Below are 15856 nucleotides of genomic sequence, written 5' to 3'. Positions count from 1 at the left end.
TGCTCAGCCGATCGTGGCCGTCAGCAGGACGATCCCGACGATGTAGAGAACGACCGAGAGTACGCCGCCGGCGACCACGACGAGGACGGCGAGTTTCTTGCGGGCCAGGCGGACGATCCCCCAGATGCCGAAGACGAGCCAGCAGATCCACGGGGTGAAGACCATCACCGCGACGCCGATGTTCATCATCGTGTAGTTGCAGGTCTCGAAGCACCCGTCGCTGGCCATGATGGAGAACGCGCCGAAGAAGCTGGCCATCACACTCGCGCCGAGACCGAGCACGATCAGGACGATGGTCAGCACCTGGTCGGCCGTCGAGCCGCCGAATCCTGCTGTCGTCCTCGGCGGTGGTCCTGGCGGAGTCGTGGCTGTCATGGGGCTCAGGATAGGGGCCGCGACGGGCCGCGTACGGCCTCCAGAACCTGCGCCATACGGCCAAATCCCGGTAACTGGCAAACCGCAGGGGGGATACATTCCCTAAACAGGTTCACGGCGATTGCGCAAGGGGACTAATACCTATCGTCTCGATATTTGGACCTATCACTCGTTTGAATTCCGTACGGCGGAACAAAGTGGTCTCGAACTTAGGAAACCCTTTGGTGCGGGCGCCAGAAAACGCTTCTGACGAACCCCTCCACCGCAAAGTCCGAGAGGTCAATGTTGTGGGCGCAGAGTCCGTAGTCACCCGGGTCGAGATGACCCCAGCAGAGTCCCAGGCCGCAGCTGAGCTGTCGGAGTCGTTGCTCGCCCGGTTCGCGAGCCCGGTCTCCTCGGAGTTCCTCGAGACCGCGCCGTTCCTCGGCGGTGAGCTTCCCGACAGCGTCGCCAAGGCGATCCGCGCGTTCCGCTACGGCGATGCGACCGACGCCCTGGTGATCAGTGGGCTTCCGGTGACCGCCGGCCCGACCCCGCCGCACTGGAACCACCCCGACGCCCAAGCGCCACACATGGCCGACTTCTGGCTCGCGCTGATCATGGCTCAGCTCGGTGACGCCGTCTCCTGGTCCTCGCTGCAGGGTGGCCAGCTGGTCAACAACATCCTGCCGATCCAGAAGCAGGAGAACCTGCAGACCGGGCACAGCAGCGACGTCGTGCTCGACCTGCACATCGAGGACGCGTTCAGCAACCTTCGCTGCGACCACCTCGGACTGATCTCGCTGCGCAACCAGGACATGATCCCGACCACCGCGGTCGGCATCAGCTCGATCGACGTGACCGGCCCCGAGTACGCGCCGCTGTTCGAGCCGCGCTATGTCATCCACCCCGACGACGAGCACCTGCGCAACCTCCGCGAGGCCGGCGTCGACGAGGCCGAGCTGCTCGCCGCGCCGACCGCGGTGCTCTCCGGCTCACCCCAGGCCCCCGACGTCCGTCTCGACCCGCCCTACATGGCGGCGCTGCCGGGCGACGTCGAGGCCGACCGGGCGCTCCAGCTGCTGATCATGGAGCTCTCCGCGAACGTCGAGGACGTCGCGCTGGCCCCGGGCGAGATCCTCATCGTCGACAACCACCGTGCGCTGCACGGCCGCAAGCCCTTCACGGCTCGCTACGACGGCACCGACCGTTGGCTCCGCCGCCTCACGACCGTCAAGGACCTGCGTCGCAGCCGTGTCGCTCGGTCCGAGGCCTCCTCGCGGATCATCGACCCGGTACTCGAGCCGCTCCCCGCATCCCTTGAGCTGACAGGCGCTGGTCGCTGACGCTCGGGATCAAGGAGGCCGCAGGCGCGTTCCGCCTGCGGCCTCCATCTATTTCGTGACGCACACCGTGACAGGGATCGGGAATACTCGTTGGGGTGAACGTGAGGCGATGGGGCATGTGCGTGCTGGCTGTTGGGCTGGCCCTTGCACTGGCCGGCTGCGGGGACGACAGCGAGCCGAAGAGACCGGAGGCGGCTGCGTCGGAGGACACCTACCCCGTGTACGCCGCGACCATGGACCCCGTCGAGGCAGCCATGACGTTCGTCCCCGCCGGCGCCAAGACGCTGGCGGTGACCGACTACGACGAGGTGAAGTCGCTCTTCGGGCTCGACGACATCACCAGCCGGTCGAGCCCTGCGGACCAGAGTGAGCTGTGGAACCGGGCCGACAAGGAGGCCGCCCAGGTCAGCGGTGGTCTGCTGCGTGGGGTCGACCAGCGCCTGCGCGACACCTACAAGTGGGGCGCGGCCGATGTGATCTGGGAGGCCAGGTTCACCGGCGGCGGCAAGGACGGGTACGTCATCAAGGTCGCCGACCGGGTCAAGCCCGGACCGGCGATCAAGGCGGGCGTCGGCCTGCTGAAGGGCGCGAAGTTCGACCCGAAGACCCACCTGATCACCAAGAACACCGCGACCCCGGACGTGGAGACCTGGGCCGCGCAGGAGGAGCTGGTCGCGGTCGCCGGAGGCCCCGCCACCTCGACGTACGTCGTCAAGGGCTGCGCCGAGGGTGGGCCGAAGGAGAAGACCAGGCTGGCGCCGGTCGCGGCCTACTCGGTCGAGTTCGGCGGCGGGCTGGCCACGCTGCGTCTCGGTGAGGACCGTGACGACCTGTTCTACCGGCTGAAGCTGGGCGATCAGGTCGCGGCGTACAAGAAGGTCTTCACCAACGGTGTCGCGGATCCGGCCACGGGGCGGATCGGGTTCCGGGTGAAGAGCCCGGTGACCGCCGCCACCCTGGTCACCAGCCAACCCGTCCCATTCGCGGTCTGCGACTAGCGACCCGTACTCTGGGAGCTGCTATGGCCGCCCAGACCAGTCCCCCGCGAAGTATCTTCTCCCCTCGGTTGTGGGGTGCGCACGCGCTGGTGGTGATCTTCGTGACCGGCGCGGTGCTGCTCGGGGTGTGGCAGTACCAGTCGAGCCAGCAGGACAAGCAGGACCAGGTCGCGGAGCTGGTGCATGCCGAGCCGAAGGCGTTCACCGACCTGATGGGTCCCAACGACGCCTTCCCATGGGAGCAGATCGGCCGCCCCGTGACCGTCTCCGGGATCTGGATGCCCGAGGAGACCATCTTCATCGACGGGATGGAGCGAGGCTCTCAGGTCGGCTTCTGGGCCGTCACGCCGGTGCTCGTCGAGGAGACGGAGTCGGCCGTCTACGTCGTGCGTGGCTGGACCCCTGAGGTCGGCACCGCGCCGCCCGCGCCGCGCGGTCACGTCACCGTCACCGGCTGGCTGCAGCCCAGCGACTGGACCGACGTCGCCGACGACCGCAAGTCCGACAACATCTTCCCGCAGCTGGACGTCTCCGACCTGATCTCGCGCACCAGCTACGACCTCTACAGCGCCTACATGGTGCGCTCGCCGGTCGAGGACGACTGGCCGGCCAGCGCGATGCCGGTCAACGACGGCGCCACGGACGTCGCCGACGTGCCGGCCCCGCAGCTGCCCGAGCCGGAGGCCACGACCGGGCTGCGCAACCTGCTCTACGCGATCGAGTGGTGGCTGTTCGGCGTCTTCGCGATCTACGTGTGGTGGCGCTATGTGCGGGACACCCTGCGCGGACCCGACGACAGCGATGAGAGCGACGACGACGAGGACGGCGAGGACACGATGCCGACCCCTGAGAACGCGCCTCAGGAAAGCCACGTACCCTCCAAGGCGTGAGTCTTTCCGGCAATCTGACCGCCTATCGGATCATGGCCACCATCGTGGGTGTGCTGCTCGTCGTGCTGTGCCTCATCGGCCTGCCGCTCCACTACGGGTATCTGGTCAGCGATGCGGCGTGGCTGGCCAAGGACAGCGGCGCCGGCTGGCAGCTGGGCGCTGACATCTCGCAGTACCTCGGTGTCGCGCACGGCTGGCTCTACATGATCTTCCTGCTGACCGCGTTCCTGCTCTCACGCAAGGCGGCCTGGCCGATGCCCTTCACCATCGTCACGGCCCTGTGCGGCACCATCCCCGTGCTCAGCTTCTGGGCCGAGCACCGAGCCACGAAGCTGACGCGGGTCGCGATGGAGGCCTCAGCCGCCTGATCTCGACCGTCCGTGTGGGAGGATCGGGGAGTTACATCCCGTACCAATCCCAATGTCGGAAGGGCAGGTCATGGCTGACCAGAAGGCCATCCTCCACACCAATCACGGTGACATCACGATCACCTTGTTCCCCAACCATGCTCCGGAGACGGTCGCCAACTTCGTCGGCCTCGCCACGGGGACCAAGGAGTACACGGACGACGCCGGCCGCTCCGGTGTTCCCTACTACGACGGTCTCGGTTTCCACCGTGTCATCGACGGGTTCATGATCCAGGGCGGTTGCCCGCTGGGCACCGGTACGGGCGGCCCGGGCTACACCTTCAAGGACGAGCCGCACCCCGAGCTCACCTTCGACAAGCCCTACCTGCTCGCGATGGCCAACGCCGGCCCCGGCACCAACGGCTCGCAGTTCTTCATCACCACCGGCCAGGCGCCGTGGCTGAACTTCAAGCACACCATCTTCGGTGAGGTCGCCGACGAGGAGTCGAAGAAGGCCGTCGACTCGATCTCCAACACCAAGACCGGGGCGATGGACCGCCCGGTCGAGCCGGTCGTCATCGAGACCGTCGAGATCGTCTAGTTGTCCGACTCGACACCGGTCGGGGTGCCGGTCTGCTACCGCCACCCCGACCGTGAGACCCACATCAGCTGTCAGCGCTGTGGGCGTCCCATCTGCCCTGACTGCATGGCCAGCGCCTCCGTGGGCTTCCAGTGCCCGGAGTGCGTGAAGGAAGGCCACAAGTCCGTACGCCAGCCGAAGCGCTTCACCGGCGCACGGGTGAGCTTCAGGGCCCTCCCGGTGACCTTGTCGCTCATCGGCGTCAACGTCCTGGTCTGGCTGAGCATCGTCCTGACCGGTGGAGGCGGGTCGAGGATCGCCGACTTCCTCGCGATCCGGCTGCAGGGCTACTGCCTCACCCCTGACGGCGGGTTCGCGGTGCCGAACGACGTCTGCCGGGCGAGCGGCTACACCTGGATGCCAGGAGTCGACGACGGCGCGCTCTGGCAACTGCTGACCTCGACGTTCACCCACGTCTCGATCATCCACCTGGCCGTGAACATGCTGTCGCTCTACATGCTCGGCTCGTTCCTCGAGCCGATCGTGGGCCGGCTGCGGTTCCTGGTCTTCTACCTGATCTCCGGCCTGGCGGGCTCCGCTCTGGTGGTCTGGGCGTCGACACCGGCAGGTTCGACCGTCGGCGCCTCCGGCGCCATCTTCGGTCTCCTGGGTGTCCTGGTGGTGCTCTTCGTCAGGGCCGGCCAGTCGCTCTCCCCGCTGCTGCCGGTGCTCCTGATCAACGCGGGCATCACCTTCTTCGGCAACGGCATCTCCTGGCAGGGCCACGTCGGTGGCTTCATCGGAGGTCTCGTCGTCGCCTGGATCTTCACCACCTTCCGTGCCGACCGGAAGGCGCCGTTGCAATGGGCTGCTCTGGGTGGCTTCGCGTTGGTGCTGCTTGCCCTGATCGGCGTACGGATCGCGTTGTTCTGACGCCTTCGAGGTAGGTGTTTTCGGGGCGTTTTCACGGCGTGGACAAATCCACAGGTGTGGATGGCCCTGTGGAGAACTACACCCGTGTAACGCAAAGCGGCGCAAACCAAAGGTTTGCGCCGCTTTCGTGTTCTAACGAGAGGGTCACTCCCACTTCGTGGCGAAGGTGAATCCCACCGCCATGAAGCCGATGCCGACCAGGAGGTTCTTCTGGCCCAGGTCGTTGAAGACCCAGATCTTGTCCAGGTGGTCGTTGGCGAAGACGTAGAAGACGCAGATCCAGATCAGGCCGATGACGAAGCAGCCGAGCATGCCGACGACGACGCCGCGACCGCGGCCCAGCGGGGTCTTCGGGTGGGCGGCGACGGCGAGGCCCAGGAAGAGCAGGACGAAGCCGATCAGGTAGTTCCACCCCTCGAGCTTCTGCACCGGCTTCGGCCCGGTGAAGTCGCCACCGACCTCGTTGGGGCGGACGCCGACGTAGTAGTAGACGATCCAGCCGATGCCGAGGGCGATCAGCACCAGGGCGACCGCGAAGCGGGGAGTGAAGATCGGCTCCTTGGGAAGGTCGAGATCACTCTTCTTCGAGAGCTTGAGCTTGGCCACGGGTGATGCTCCTCAGACAAAATGTGATTGCTGCGCATACCCTAATGGTCGTGAGCTCCGGAACCCAGGCTAACCCCACCTCTAAACCAAAGCGCTGGTCCCGCCTGACCTCGTGGCGGGTCGGTACGCCCGTCGTGGTGCTGCTCTGTGGCGGCCTGCTGGCGGTGAGCTTCGTGAACGCCGACGGCACCGACCTGCGTCCGGGACGCTACGAAGACCTGGCGACGCTGGTCGACGGGGAGAGGGTCCGCTACAACCGCCTCGAGGCCCAGCTGGCCGACCTGCAGAGCCAGGTGGACCATCTCACCAGCGGCGTCACCGACAAGGACGTCAAGAAGCTCCAGAACCAGTCCGCGCGGCTCGCCGATCCGGCCGGCACGTCCGACCACAGCGGCGCCGGTATGCAGATCGTCCTGGGCGACGCGCCCTCGGAGGTTCAGGAGAGCTACACGGGAGACGACCCCAACTCGCTCGTCGTGCACCAGCAGGACATCCAGGCCGTCGTCAACGCGCTCTGGGCCGGTGGCGCCGAGGCGATCACGATCGCCGGCAAGCGGATCATCACCACCACCGGCATCAAGTGCTCCGGCAGCACGGTGCAGCTCGACGGTGTCCCTTACCCCCAGCCGTACGTCATCGAGGCGGTCGGTGACCCCGACCGGCTCCAGGCCGCGATCGACCGCGACAACCACGTGCAGAACTACCAGGCCGACGCCCGCGACCCCAACGTCCAGATCGGCTGGTTCCTCAAGCCGCTGACCTACCTGACCGCTCCGGCCTACGACGGCCTGCTCGACGTGAAATACGCGAAGCCCCTGCCTCAGGAGAAGTGAGACAGGGGCTTCGGCGAGCGTTCGGGCTACGGCGCCGCCGGGGCGCTCGGCGGCAGCGCCGGGTCACACGTCGGCGGGTCGCCCGGGTCGGCGGTCTGGGTGGCCGACGCCGACGGGTTGGCCGGGTCCGTCCCGGGCACCAGTGTCTGACAGCTCGGCAGGGCCTCTTCCTTCGTCGAGACGAAGATGATCACCTCGCCGTCCTGCGCGAGCGGGGTGCCCTTGGCCGGTGTCTGCTCGACGACGGTGCCCTTGGGCTTGTCGGTGTTGGGCTCGTCCTTGCGGACCGGCGTGAAGCCGGCGTTGCGGAGGATCTCCTCGGCCTGCTCGGCCGTCTTCCCGACGACGTTGGGGACGTTCTTCGGGCCCTTGGAGACGGTGAGCGTGACCACGGTCGACTTGCCGGTGGTGACGCTCTCTCCGTCGACCGGGTCGGACTCGATCACGGTGCCCTTGGCCTCGTCGGACTCCTCCGTCTCGACCTTGACCGTGAAGTTGTAGGGATCGCCCTCGAGGAGCTCCTTGGCCGTCTTCTGCGGAGAGCCGATCACGTTGGGCATCTCCCGGTTGGGTGGCCCGGTGGAGACCGTCAGGGTGACGGTGCTGCCCTCCTCGACGTCCTGGCCGGCGGACGGGTCCTGGGAGATCACGACGCCGACCGCGACGGTGTCGCTCGACTCCTGCTTGATCTCACCCTTCAGCTTGGCCGTGCTCAGCTCGGCCATCGCCTTCTCCTGGGTCAGGCCGGTCACGTCGGGTGCCGGTGTGCTCTGCGGTCCGAGGGCCGCAGGCAGGAAGTAGGCACCCAACCCGATGAGGCCGATGATGACCAGACCGAGCAGGATGAGCACCCACGGGCGCGGGCCCTCGGCGCGGTCGTCCTGGGGCGGGTAGTAGCCACCGTTGGTGGGGTCGCCGTCATAGGGGCCGACCGCGCGGTTCTGGGCGACCTGAGTCTGGTCCATGCTCGGCGGTACGGTCGCCTGGACCGGACGCCCGGCGAGGTAGCGCTCGATGTCGGTGCGCATCGCCTGCGCGGACTGGTAGCGATCCTCGACCCGCTTAGCCAGCGACTTCATCACGATCGCGTCGAGCTCACGCGTCAGCGTCGGGTCGTGGGCCGAGGGAGGCTGGGCCTGCTCGCGGACGTGCTGATAGGCCACCGACACCGGCGAGTCGCCGACGAACGGCGGACGACCGGTGAGCAGCTCGTAGAGGAGGCAACCGGCCGAGTAGACGTCGGACCGGGCGTCGACCTGCTCGCCGCGGGCCTGCTCGGGGCTCAGGTATTGCGCGGTCCCGACCACGGCCGCGGTCTGGGTCATCGTGGACTGGGCGTCGTTGAGCGCCCGGGCGATGCCGAAGTCCATCACCTTCACGTCACCGGCCGGCGTCAGCATGACGTTGCCCGGCTTGATGTCGCGGTGAATGATCCCGTTGCGGTGGCTGTAGTCGAGCGCGTTGAGTACGTCGGAGCTGATCTCCAGCGCCCGCTCGGGCAGGATCTTGCGACCCTCACGGAGTACGTCGCGCAGCGTGCGGCCGGCGACGTACTCCATCACGATGTAGGGCTGGGCGACGCCGTCGTCGGACTTCTCCTCACCGGTGTCGTAGACCGAGACGATCGAGGGGTGGTTGAGCTTGGCCGAGGACTGCGCCTCGCGCCGGAACCGCGCCTGGAAGGTCGCGTCGCTGGCGAGATCGACCCGCAGCCGCTTGATCGCGACGACGCGGCCGAGCCGGTGGTCGGTGCCCTTGCGGACCTCCGCCATGCCGCCGCGGCCGAGCAGCTCGCCGACCTCGTAGCGACCGGCCAGGAGAGCTCCCTCAGCCATTGCCGCCCCCGTTGCCGTTGCCGCCGCCGGTGTTCTCGTCGCCCGGAAGATCAGGGATGCCCCAGTCGGAGGACTCTCCGTCGGTCGGCTCCTCCTCGTCGGTCTCTTCCTCGTCGGGCTCCTCCTCGGCGGGAGGCTGCTCGACCACGGGGCGCTCGCCGTAGTAGCGGATGGTGATCGGGTCGCCCTCGTAGAGGTTGCGGGTCGGGTCGAGGCCGGCGACCGTGTCGGGCTCGTAGCTGCCGTCGTTGTCCTGGACAGCCACCTTGACGGTCAGCCCGAGGTCGCCCAGCTCGGAGCGCACCTCATCGACGTTGCGGCCGATGTAGTCGTCCTCGTTGATCTCGACGGCCTTCGGCTCCTCCTCGGGCTCCTCCGACGGGGTGGGAGTGGAGGAGGCCGACGGAGTGGTGGACGTGTCGTCGGCCGGAGGGTTCTTCGGATCCGCGGCGAGGGTCGAGATGATCCAGATGACCGCGATGATCACGGCCACGAGCATCACGATGACGACGATGTTGAACGGCTTCTTGTACCAGGGCTTCTGCTCGTCGTCCTCGTCGTAACGGTCGTAGGGGTCCTGGTAGCGAGGCGGCGGCGGACCCTCGGGCCCGCCCGCGGCGCCCTGCATGCCGACGTAGTTCTGAGTGGGCGACGGCACCGGGTCCATGACTGACGTGGCGGTCGCGTCCCCAGGCACCGCGGCGGCGACGACGGTGGCATCGGCGTCCGGGTCGGCGGCACCGTGACCGATCATCGCGCTTGTGAACGCGGCCGCGTCGGCGTAGCGGAGGGTCGGGTCCTTCTGGAGGCTCCTCATCACGATCGCGGCCAGATCGGCAGGGACGTGGTCGGGCAGCGGCGGGACCGGGTCGTGCAGGTGGGCGATCGCGGTCGCGACCGGGGTCTCCTTCTGGAACGGCCGATAGCCGGCCAGGCACTCGAAGGCGACCACACCGAGGGAGTAGACGTCGGAGGCCGGCGTAGCCTTCTCGCCACGGGCCTGCTCGGGGCTGAGGTACTGCGGCGTGCCCATCACCTGGCCGGTGCCGGTGATGCCGGTCGAAGCCTGCGCCCGGGCGATGCCGAAGTCGGTGACCTTCACCTTGCGCTGCGGGGTGATCAGGAGGTTGGCGGGCTTCACGTCACGGTGCACGATGCCGGCCCGGTGGGCAGCGGCCAGCGCGTCGCCGGCTTGACCGAGCAGGTCGCGGACGACCTCCGGGGCCAGGGGCCGCCCATCACGGATGAGCTCCGAGAGCGGCTTGTGGTCGACCAGTTCCATCACCAGGAACGGCCGCATCAGGCCGGAGGCGGTCGGCATCTCGCCGACGTCGTAGACGGCCACCACGTTGGGGTGGTGGAGCGCCGCGGCATGCTTCGCCTCGGACTCGAACCGGGACCGGCCGATCGGGTCCTCGGCGTGCTCGGGCTTGAGGAGCTTGATCGCGACCTCGCGGTTGAGGGTCGTGTCGGTCGCCCGCCACACCTCGCCCATCCCGCCGGTGCCGATGAGCTCGTGGAATACGTAACGACTCATGAGATCGCTGCCTCCATCATGGCCTTCGCGATTGGGCCGCCCAGCCGTCCGCCGGCGATCTCGCTGCGTTCGGTGCCGCTCTTCTGGACCATCACGGCGACCGCGATGGACGGGTTCTCCGCCGGGGCGAACGAGGTGAACCAGGCGTACGGCGGCTTGTCCTTAGTGGTCTGTGCGGTGCCGGTCTTGCCGGCGACGCTCACGCCGTCGATGGCCGCCGCCTCGGCGGTGCCGTTGTCGACGGTGCTGACCATCATCTGGGTCAGGATCTCGGCGGTGTCCTGCGAGACCGCGGGCTGGTTGTCGATCGTGGTCGGGTTGCCCTGGTCGATGACGTCGAGGGATGAGGAGGTGACCCGGTCGACGAGGTAGGGCTTCATGACCTCGCCCCCGTTCGCGATCCCTGCCGAGACCATCGCCATCTGCAGCGGGGTCGCGATCACGCTCTGCTGACCGATCGCGGCGCGGGCCTGCTCGGCCTTGCCGTCGTTGGGCGGGTACTGGCTCTTGGCCAGCGGGCCGATGTCGTCGAGGTAGTCCTGGCCGAAGCCGAACCCCTCGGCCTGCTCCTGCATCTCCTCGTCGGAGAGCTCCATACCGAGAGAACCGAAGGCGGTGTTGCAGGAGACCTCGAGAGCGTGGGTGAGGGTGATCTGCTCGCCGCCGCAGCTGGTGCCGTTGAGGTTGGGCAGGTCGGTCGTGGTGCCGGGGAGGTCGAGCGACGCGCCGCCGTAGACCATGCTGTCACCGTCCATGCCGAGGTTCTCGATCGCGGCCGCGGCGGTGACCAGCTTGAAGGTCGATCCCGGCGGCAGCGCGGTCTGGATGGAGCGGTTGAGCAGCGGCTCGTTCTCGTCCTTCGAGAGCTGGTTGTAGGACTTCGTCGCAGCACCGAAGTCGTGGGTCGCCAGCTTGTCCGGGTTGTAGGTCGGCGTGGAGGCCATCGCCAGGATCTTGCCGGTGTTCGGCTCGATCGCCACCGCCGCCGCCTGGACGTCCTCACCGAGAGCGGTCAGGCCCTCGTACGCAGCGTCCTGGACCTTCGGGTCGATGGTCAGCTCGACGTTGCCGCCGGCCGGTTCGGAGTTGGTGACCAGGTCGACCAGACGGTTGGTGAAGAGCTTGTTGTCCTTGCCCGACAGCACCGAGTCCTGGGAGCGCTCGATCCCGGTCTGGCCGAAGGAGAAGGACATGAAACCCGTGATCGGGGCGTACTTCTTGCCGCCGGGGTAGGTGCGCTGCCACTTGTAGGTGTCGTCGCTCGGCTTGCTGGTGGCGATCGCCTTCTTGCCGACCAGGATGTCGCCGCGCTGCTGCGAGTAGGCCTCTTCGGTGACCCGCCGGTTGTCGGCTCGGTCGTTGTACCAGTTCGCCTTGAAGAACTGGACGTACGTCAGGTTCAGCATCAGCGCCACGAACAGGATCAGGCAGCCGACGCTGAGCGTGCGGATGGGGCGGTTCACTTGTTCAACGCCCCTTTGTCGAGCTTGACGATCTGGGTCTCCTCAGCGGCAAGGTCCTCATCGGACGGTGCCGTCGGTAGCGGTCTGCGGGACTGGTCCGAGACGCGCAACAGCAGGGCCACGATCACCCAGTTGGCGACCAGCGAAGATCCACCATACGAGAGGAACGGCGTGGTCAGACCAGTCAGCGGGATGAGCCCGGTCACGCCACCGACGACCACGAAGGTCTGCAGGGCGACCGAGGTGGCCAGGCCGACGGCGAGCAGCTTGCCGAAGTCGTCGCGGGCGACGATCGCGGTGCGCAGGCCCCGCTCGACGATCAGGCCGTAGCACAGCAGCAGCGCCAGGAGCGCGGTCAGGCCGAGCTCCTCGCCGATCGCCGGGACGATGAAGTCGGAGTTGGCGTAGGGGATCCGCCACGGCTGGCCGGAACCGAACCCGCGGCCGATCATGCCGCCCCAGGCCATCCCGAACAGGCCCTGGACGAGCTGCTCGGAGGAGGTGCCGTTGAGCGGCTCGGGGTAGTAGTCGAACGGGTTGAGCCAGGTCAGCACCCGGACCCGGACATGGCTGAAGAGGCTGATCGCGGCGAAGACCCCGCCGGCGAAGAGTACGCCGCCGACGACGATCCAGCCCTTGCGCTCGGTCGCGACGTAGAGCGTCACCACGAAGAGGCCGTAGAAGAGCAGGCTGGAGCCGAGGTCGCGCTGCAGCACCAGGATTGCGAGGCTGATCGCCCACATCATCAGCAGCGGGCCGAGGTCGCGGCCGCGCGGCAGGTCGATGCCGGCGAACCGGCGCCCCGCCAGCGCGAGGGCGTCGCGATGGACCGCCAGATAGCCGGCGAAGCAGATCACCAGCAGCACCTTGGCGACCTCGCCGGGCTGGAAGCTGACCGGCCCGAGGTTGATCCAGATCCGCGCGCCGTTGATCTCCTTGCCGATGATCGGGAGCATCGGCAGGATCAGCATGACGACCGCGCCGAGGCCGGCGGTGTAGGTGAACCGCTGCAGCATCCGGTGGTCGGGCACGACGAAGAGCGTGATGAGGAACAGCGCCACGCCGATCGTCATCCAGGTCAGCTGCTGGCCGGCGAAGTCCGCTTTCTCAGCCGCCGGGCGCGACAGGTCGAGCCGGTGGATGACGGCCAAACCGAAACCGTTGAGCATCGCCACCAGCGGAAGCAGCACGGGGTCGGCGTACGGAGCCAGCAGACGTACGCCGATGTGGGCCGCCACCAGGAGCGCGACCAGCCAGGTGCCGTAGCCGACGATGTCGACCGGGATCTCCTCCTTCACCCCCAGACCGACTGCGGCGTACGCGCCGATCCCGACCGCGAGGGCCAGGATCAGCAGGACCAGCTCCGCTCCCCGACGCGACCGGTGGACGAAAACGGGCATGGAGCTAGCCGGAGTGAACCCGCTCATGACCCGCTTCCCGCGTCCGCGGCGCTCTGGTCGGCGAGGGACTGCACCTTCTCCTGGGCGCCGGCCAGGTCCTTGCTGTGGATGCCGTCCTCGAGCTGGTTCTGGTAGGTCTCGGCCAGGTCGGCGACCTTCAGGTCAGAGGTCTGGTAGGGCTCGGAGAGGTCGAGGCCGATCATCGTGGTGGGTACGCCACGGAAGATCGTGACGTTGCCCCCCTGCTCGCCGATGTACCACTGGTTCTGCGACCACACGAACGCGGTCGCGGCAGCGATCCAGACGACACCGAGAAGGGTCAGCAGCCCGAACGCCCAGCGCAGCTTCAGATACTTGGCCGGCGCCTGGAGCGCGTAGCGCATCTCCTCCGGGTCGGAGGCGATCGCACCGTCGGGGATCTCCTCGTCGATCGGCTCCAGCTCGCCGGTGTCGCCCATCCGGTGACCGCGGAACAGCGCGGTCATCTGGCCGGTCTTGGTGGTCTTCCGCTTGAGCTCGGCCGCGGCACCCACCATCTGGGCCTCGAGGCCCGGGGACGGGATCGTGTCGCTGGGCACCACGTCGGCGACCACGCAGGTCACGTTGTCGGTGCTGCCGGAGTCGAGGGAGACCCGGACCAGCTCGACGGCTGCGTACTCAGGCGTGCCGGTGGCCAGGATGTCGGCGATCCGCGGGTCGTCGACGTAGCCGCAGACACCGTCGCTGCAGAACATCAGCCGGTCGCCGGCGGCGAGGTCGACGATGAACAGGTCGGGCTCGAGCTCACGGGTGCCGTCGAGGGCCTTGAGGATCAGGTTTCGGTGGGGGTGGGTCTTGGCCTCCTCCTCCGTGATCCTCCCCTCGTCGAGCAGCGTCTGCACGAAGGTGTGGTCGTGGGTGACCTGGTGGATCGCGCCGTTGCGGAGCAGGTAGGCACGGCTGTCGCCCACGTGGCCCACGGTCAGCTTGGCGCCGTCGAAGAGGCCGACGGTCGAGGTCGTGCTGGTGCCGTTGAGCGTCGGGTCGTGGTCGACCAGGTGGCCGATCTCGTCATGGGCCATGTGCAGCGCGTGGGAGACCAGGCCGATCAGGTCGTCGTCGACCAGCCCGAAGGCAGGCTCCTCGTCGAGCTTGCGCAGCTGCTGGACGGCCGTGCTGGAGGCGATGTCGCCGCGGGCAGCGCCGCCGACACCGTCGCAGACGGTCAGCAGCCAGGGGCCGGCGTACCCGCTGTCCTGGTTGTCCTTGCGCACCCGGCCGACGTCGGAGACCGCCGCGTACTCGAGGCGGAAGGGTCGTCCGTCGGCCGCGCCGGGATGAGCAGCGGGGTCGGGGGTGGGGTCGGTCGCAGCGGTCACTTGCGCAGCTCCAGGATTGTCTTACCGATCCGCACCTGGGTCCCGAGAGAGATGGCGGTCGGCTGATTGATCCGGACGGACCCGATGTAGGTGCCATTGGTCGATCCGAGGTCCTCCACGAACCACTGGTCGCCGGAGACGGCGATCCGGGCGTGGCGGGTGGAGGCGTAGTCGTCATCGAGGATGATCGCGGCATCGCTGCCGCGGCCGATGACGATGGGGGCCTGCGAGAGCGGCACGGTCACCCCGGCGTTGGAGCCGGTGGTGACGGCCACATGCGTGGGTACGCCGCGCCGCGGTGCTCTCGCTGCCGCAGCAGCCTTGCCGCGAGCCGGCGGGGCAGCGGGCTGGCCGCCGGCAGAGGCGTTGGTGACCCGCGCGCCGAACATGTCGGAGCGGATCACCGACAACGCGGCCAGCACGAAGATCCACAGGATCGCCAGATAGGCGACCCGGATGAGAAACAGGGTCAGCTCGCTCAACGGCGCTCCTCCACGATATGCGCGGTGATGACGGTGGTGCCGATGCGCACCTGAGAGCCGTCGTCCAAGGTGGCACTCGCCATCTTCTGCCCGTTGACCAGCATGCCGTTGGTCGAGCCGAGGTCATAGACCTCGACGCGCACACGGTCGCCGGCCTGCTTCGAGCGGAACTCGATGTGGCGGCGGCTGATGCCCGGGTCGTTGATGCGCAGGTCGGCGTCGGTGCCTCGACCCACGACGAGGTTGCCGTGGAGCGGGTGCCGGGTGCCGTTGATCTCCAGGTAGGCCTGCGCGCGGCTCACCTGGGTGTCGCTCATGTCTCCGCCCGAGACGGCGGCCTGGGCGCGGCTCCGCACCCGGAACCGGCCGATCGTCAGGTCGTTCGCCTCACCGAACTCGATGCTCACGCGGCCGGGGAAGACGAACCCCTGCGCCTCGGCGTGATCCATCAGCTGGCGCTTCAGCTCTTCCTTGAGGTGGGGTCCGTAGGACTCCAGCTTGCTCAGGTCGCTGGCGGACAGCTCCACGAAGAAGTCGTTGGGGACCAGGCGCCGCTGGCGGCTGAGCACCTGGGCGTTGTTGTCGATCTCGCGCTGGAGCGCGGCGACGATCTCCACCGACTTCACCTCGGACCGGAACGCCTTCGCGAAAGCGCCTGAGATGAGCTGCTCCAACTTCTGCTCGAACTTCTGCAGGCCGCTCACGTGGTTGCGCTCCTCTCAGGGTGCCGGGGGTGGGCCGGTCGGGGTGGGTGGTCAGTCGCGTACGGGCACAGTGGTCCCCGCGATTCGGCCCGATCGTATCGGTGCACCCTAGGGGATCTGCCACTTCCCGCATTCTGCGTGGTTTCGATCCTCCCACGATCGGGTGACCACCAGCGTCAAGGTGGGCGGG

Annotated in this window: 16 protein-coding genes; 7 read left to right on the top strand and 9 right to left on the bottom strand. The window is 67.8% G+C overall.

The genetic code is table 11. The features are described 5' to 3' along the window. Positions 1-3 precede the first annotated feature (3 nt). Positions 4-375: a hypothetical protein gene (locus BLT25_RS07810; RefSeq protein WP_143033670.1), complete on the bottom strand. Its 372-nt coding sequence runs from the start codon at positions 373-375 to the stop codon at positions 4-6. A 320-nt stretch (positions 376-695) separates the two neighbouring features. Here BLT25_RS07810 and BLT25_RS07805 point away from each other — a divergent pair, with 320 nt between their 5' ends. The 6 genes from BLT25_RS07805 (at position 696) to BLT25_RS07780 (ending at position 5448) form a co-directional block, all read left to right on the top strand. Further along, complete coding sequence (locus BLT25_RS07805; RefSeq protein WP_143033669.1) at positions 696-1700, top strand: TauD/TfdA family dioxygenase; 1005 nt, start codon at positions 696-698, stop codon at positions 1698-1700. A gap of 95 nt (positions 1701-1795) precedes the next feature. After that, positions 1796-2698, top strand: coding sequence for a hypothetical protein (locus tag BLT25_RS07800; RefSeq protein ID WP_143033668.1), 903 nt, complete (start codon positions 1796-1798; stop codon positions 2696-2698). A 23-nt stretch (positions 2699-2721) separates the two neighbouring features. Further along, complete coding sequence (locus tag BLT25_RS07795) at positions 2722-3588, top strand: SURF1 family protein (RefSeq protein WP_091043943.1); 867 nt, start codon at positions 2722-2724, stop codon at positions 3586-3588. Continuing rightward, on the top strand, positions 3585-3956 hold the full coding sequence (locus tag BLT25_RS07790; protein ID WP_218131261.1) for a DUF3817 domain-containing protein: 372 nt from the start codon (positions 3585-3587) through the stop codon (positions 3954-3956). The genes BLT25_RS07795 and BLT25_RS07790 overlap by 4 nt, the downstream gene beginning before the upstream one ends. 70 nt (positions 3957-4026) lie before the next feature. Then, positions 4027-4536, top strand: a complete 510-nt coding sequence (locus BLT25_RS07785; protein ID WP_091044367.1) for a peptidylprolyl isomerase — start codon at positions 4027-4029, stop codon at positions 4534-4536. A gap of 105 nt (positions 4537-4641) precedes the next feature. Then, positions 4642-5448, top strand: coding sequence for a rhomboid family intramembrane serine protease (locus BLT25_RS07780; protein ID WP_091043941.1), 807 nt, complete (start codon positions 4642-4644; stop codon positions 5446-5448). Positions 5449-5592: 144 nt separating this feature from the next. On the opposite strand, the gene BLT25_RS07775 is transcribed toward BLT25_RS07780, so the two are convergent. Then, positions 5593-6054 carry a cell division protein CrgA gene (locus tag BLT25_RS07775; protein WP_091043938.1) on the bottom strand — a complete coding sequence of 154 codons (462 nt, stop codon included), beginning with the start codon at positions 6052-6054 and terminating at the stop codon, positions 5593-5595. A gap of 44 nt (positions 6055-6098) precedes the next feature. Here BLT25_RS07775 and BLT25_RS07770 point away from each other — a divergent pair, with 44 nt between their 5' ends. Next, a complete protein-coding gene (locus tag BLT25_RS07770; RefSeq protein ID WP_091043937.1) occupies positions 6099-6887 on the top strand; it encodes a DUF881 domain-containing protein in 789 nt (262 codons plus the stop codon). 26 nt (positions 6888-6913) lie between these two features. On the opposite strand, the gene pknB is transcribed toward BLT25_RS07770, so the two are convergent. The 7 genes from pknB to BLT25_RS07735 are packed head-to-tail and all read right to left on the bottom strand — an operon-like array spanning position 6914 to position 15666. Continuing rightward, positions 6914-8722 (bottom strand): Stk1 family PASTA domain-containing Ser/Thr kinase, encoded by a 1809-nt coding sequence (pknB, locus tag BLT25_RS07765; RefSeq protein WP_091043934.1) that lies wholly within the window; start codon positions 8720-8722, stop codon positions 6914-6916. Next, positions 8715-10259 (bottom strand): serine/threonine-protein kinase, encoded by a 1545-nt coding sequence (locus tag BLT25_RS07760; RefSeq protein ID WP_091043931.1) that lies wholly within the window; start codon positions 10257-10259, stop codon positions 8715-8717. The genes pknB and BLT25_RS07760 overlap by 8 nt, the downstream gene beginning before the upstream one ends. After that, positions 10256-11722, bottom strand: a complete 1467-nt coding sequence (locus BLT25_RS07755) for a peptidoglycan D,D-transpeptidase FtsI family protein (protein WP_091043930.1) — start codon at positions 11720-11722, stop codon at positions 10256-10258. The genes BLT25_RS07760 and BLT25_RS07755 overlap by 4 nt, the downstream gene beginning before the upstream one ends. Further along, the gene (locus tag BLT25_RS07750; protein WP_256328501.1) at positions 11719-13122 is read right to left on the bottom strand and encodes an FtsW/RodA/SpoVE family cell cycle protein; all 1404 of its coding nucleotides are present in this window, start codon (positions 13120-13122) and stop codon (positions 11719-11721) included. The genes BLT25_RS07755 and BLT25_RS07750 overlap by 4 nt, the downstream gene beginning before the upstream one ends. A gap of 23 nt (positions 13123-13145) precedes the next feature. After that, the gene (locus BLT25_RS07745) at positions 13146-14480 is read right to left on the bottom strand and encodes a PP2C family protein-serine/threonine phosphatase (RefSeq protein WP_091043925.1); all 1335 of its coding nucleotides are present in this window, start codon (positions 14478-14480) and stop codon (positions 13146-13148) included. Continuing rightward, positions 14477-14962 (bottom strand): FHA domain-containing protein FhaB/FipA, encoded by a 486-nt coding sequence (locus BLT25_RS07740; protein WP_091043923.1) that lies wholly within the window; start codon positions 14960-14962, stop codon positions 14477-14479. Before BLT25_RS07740 ends, BLT25_RS07745 begins: the two co-directional genes overlap by 4 nt. Then, positions 14959-15666 carry an FhaA domain-containing protein gene (locus BLT25_RS07735; RefSeq protein ID WP_091043921.1) on the bottom strand — a complete coding sequence of 236 codons (708 nt, stop codon included), beginning with the start codon at positions 15664-15666 and terminating at the stop codon, positions 14959-14961. The genes BLT25_RS07740 and BLT25_RS07735 overlap by 4 nt, the downstream gene beginning before the upstream one ends. Between the last annotated feature and the right edge of the window lie 190 nt (positions 15667-15856).

It is taken from the genome of Nocardioides sp. YR527, from assembly GCF_900101045.1.
Lineage (GTDB): Bacteria > Actinomycetota > Actinomycetes > Propionibacteriales > Nocardioidaceae > Nocardioides.
This window is presented reverse-complemented; position numbering and strand designations above follow the sequence as displayed.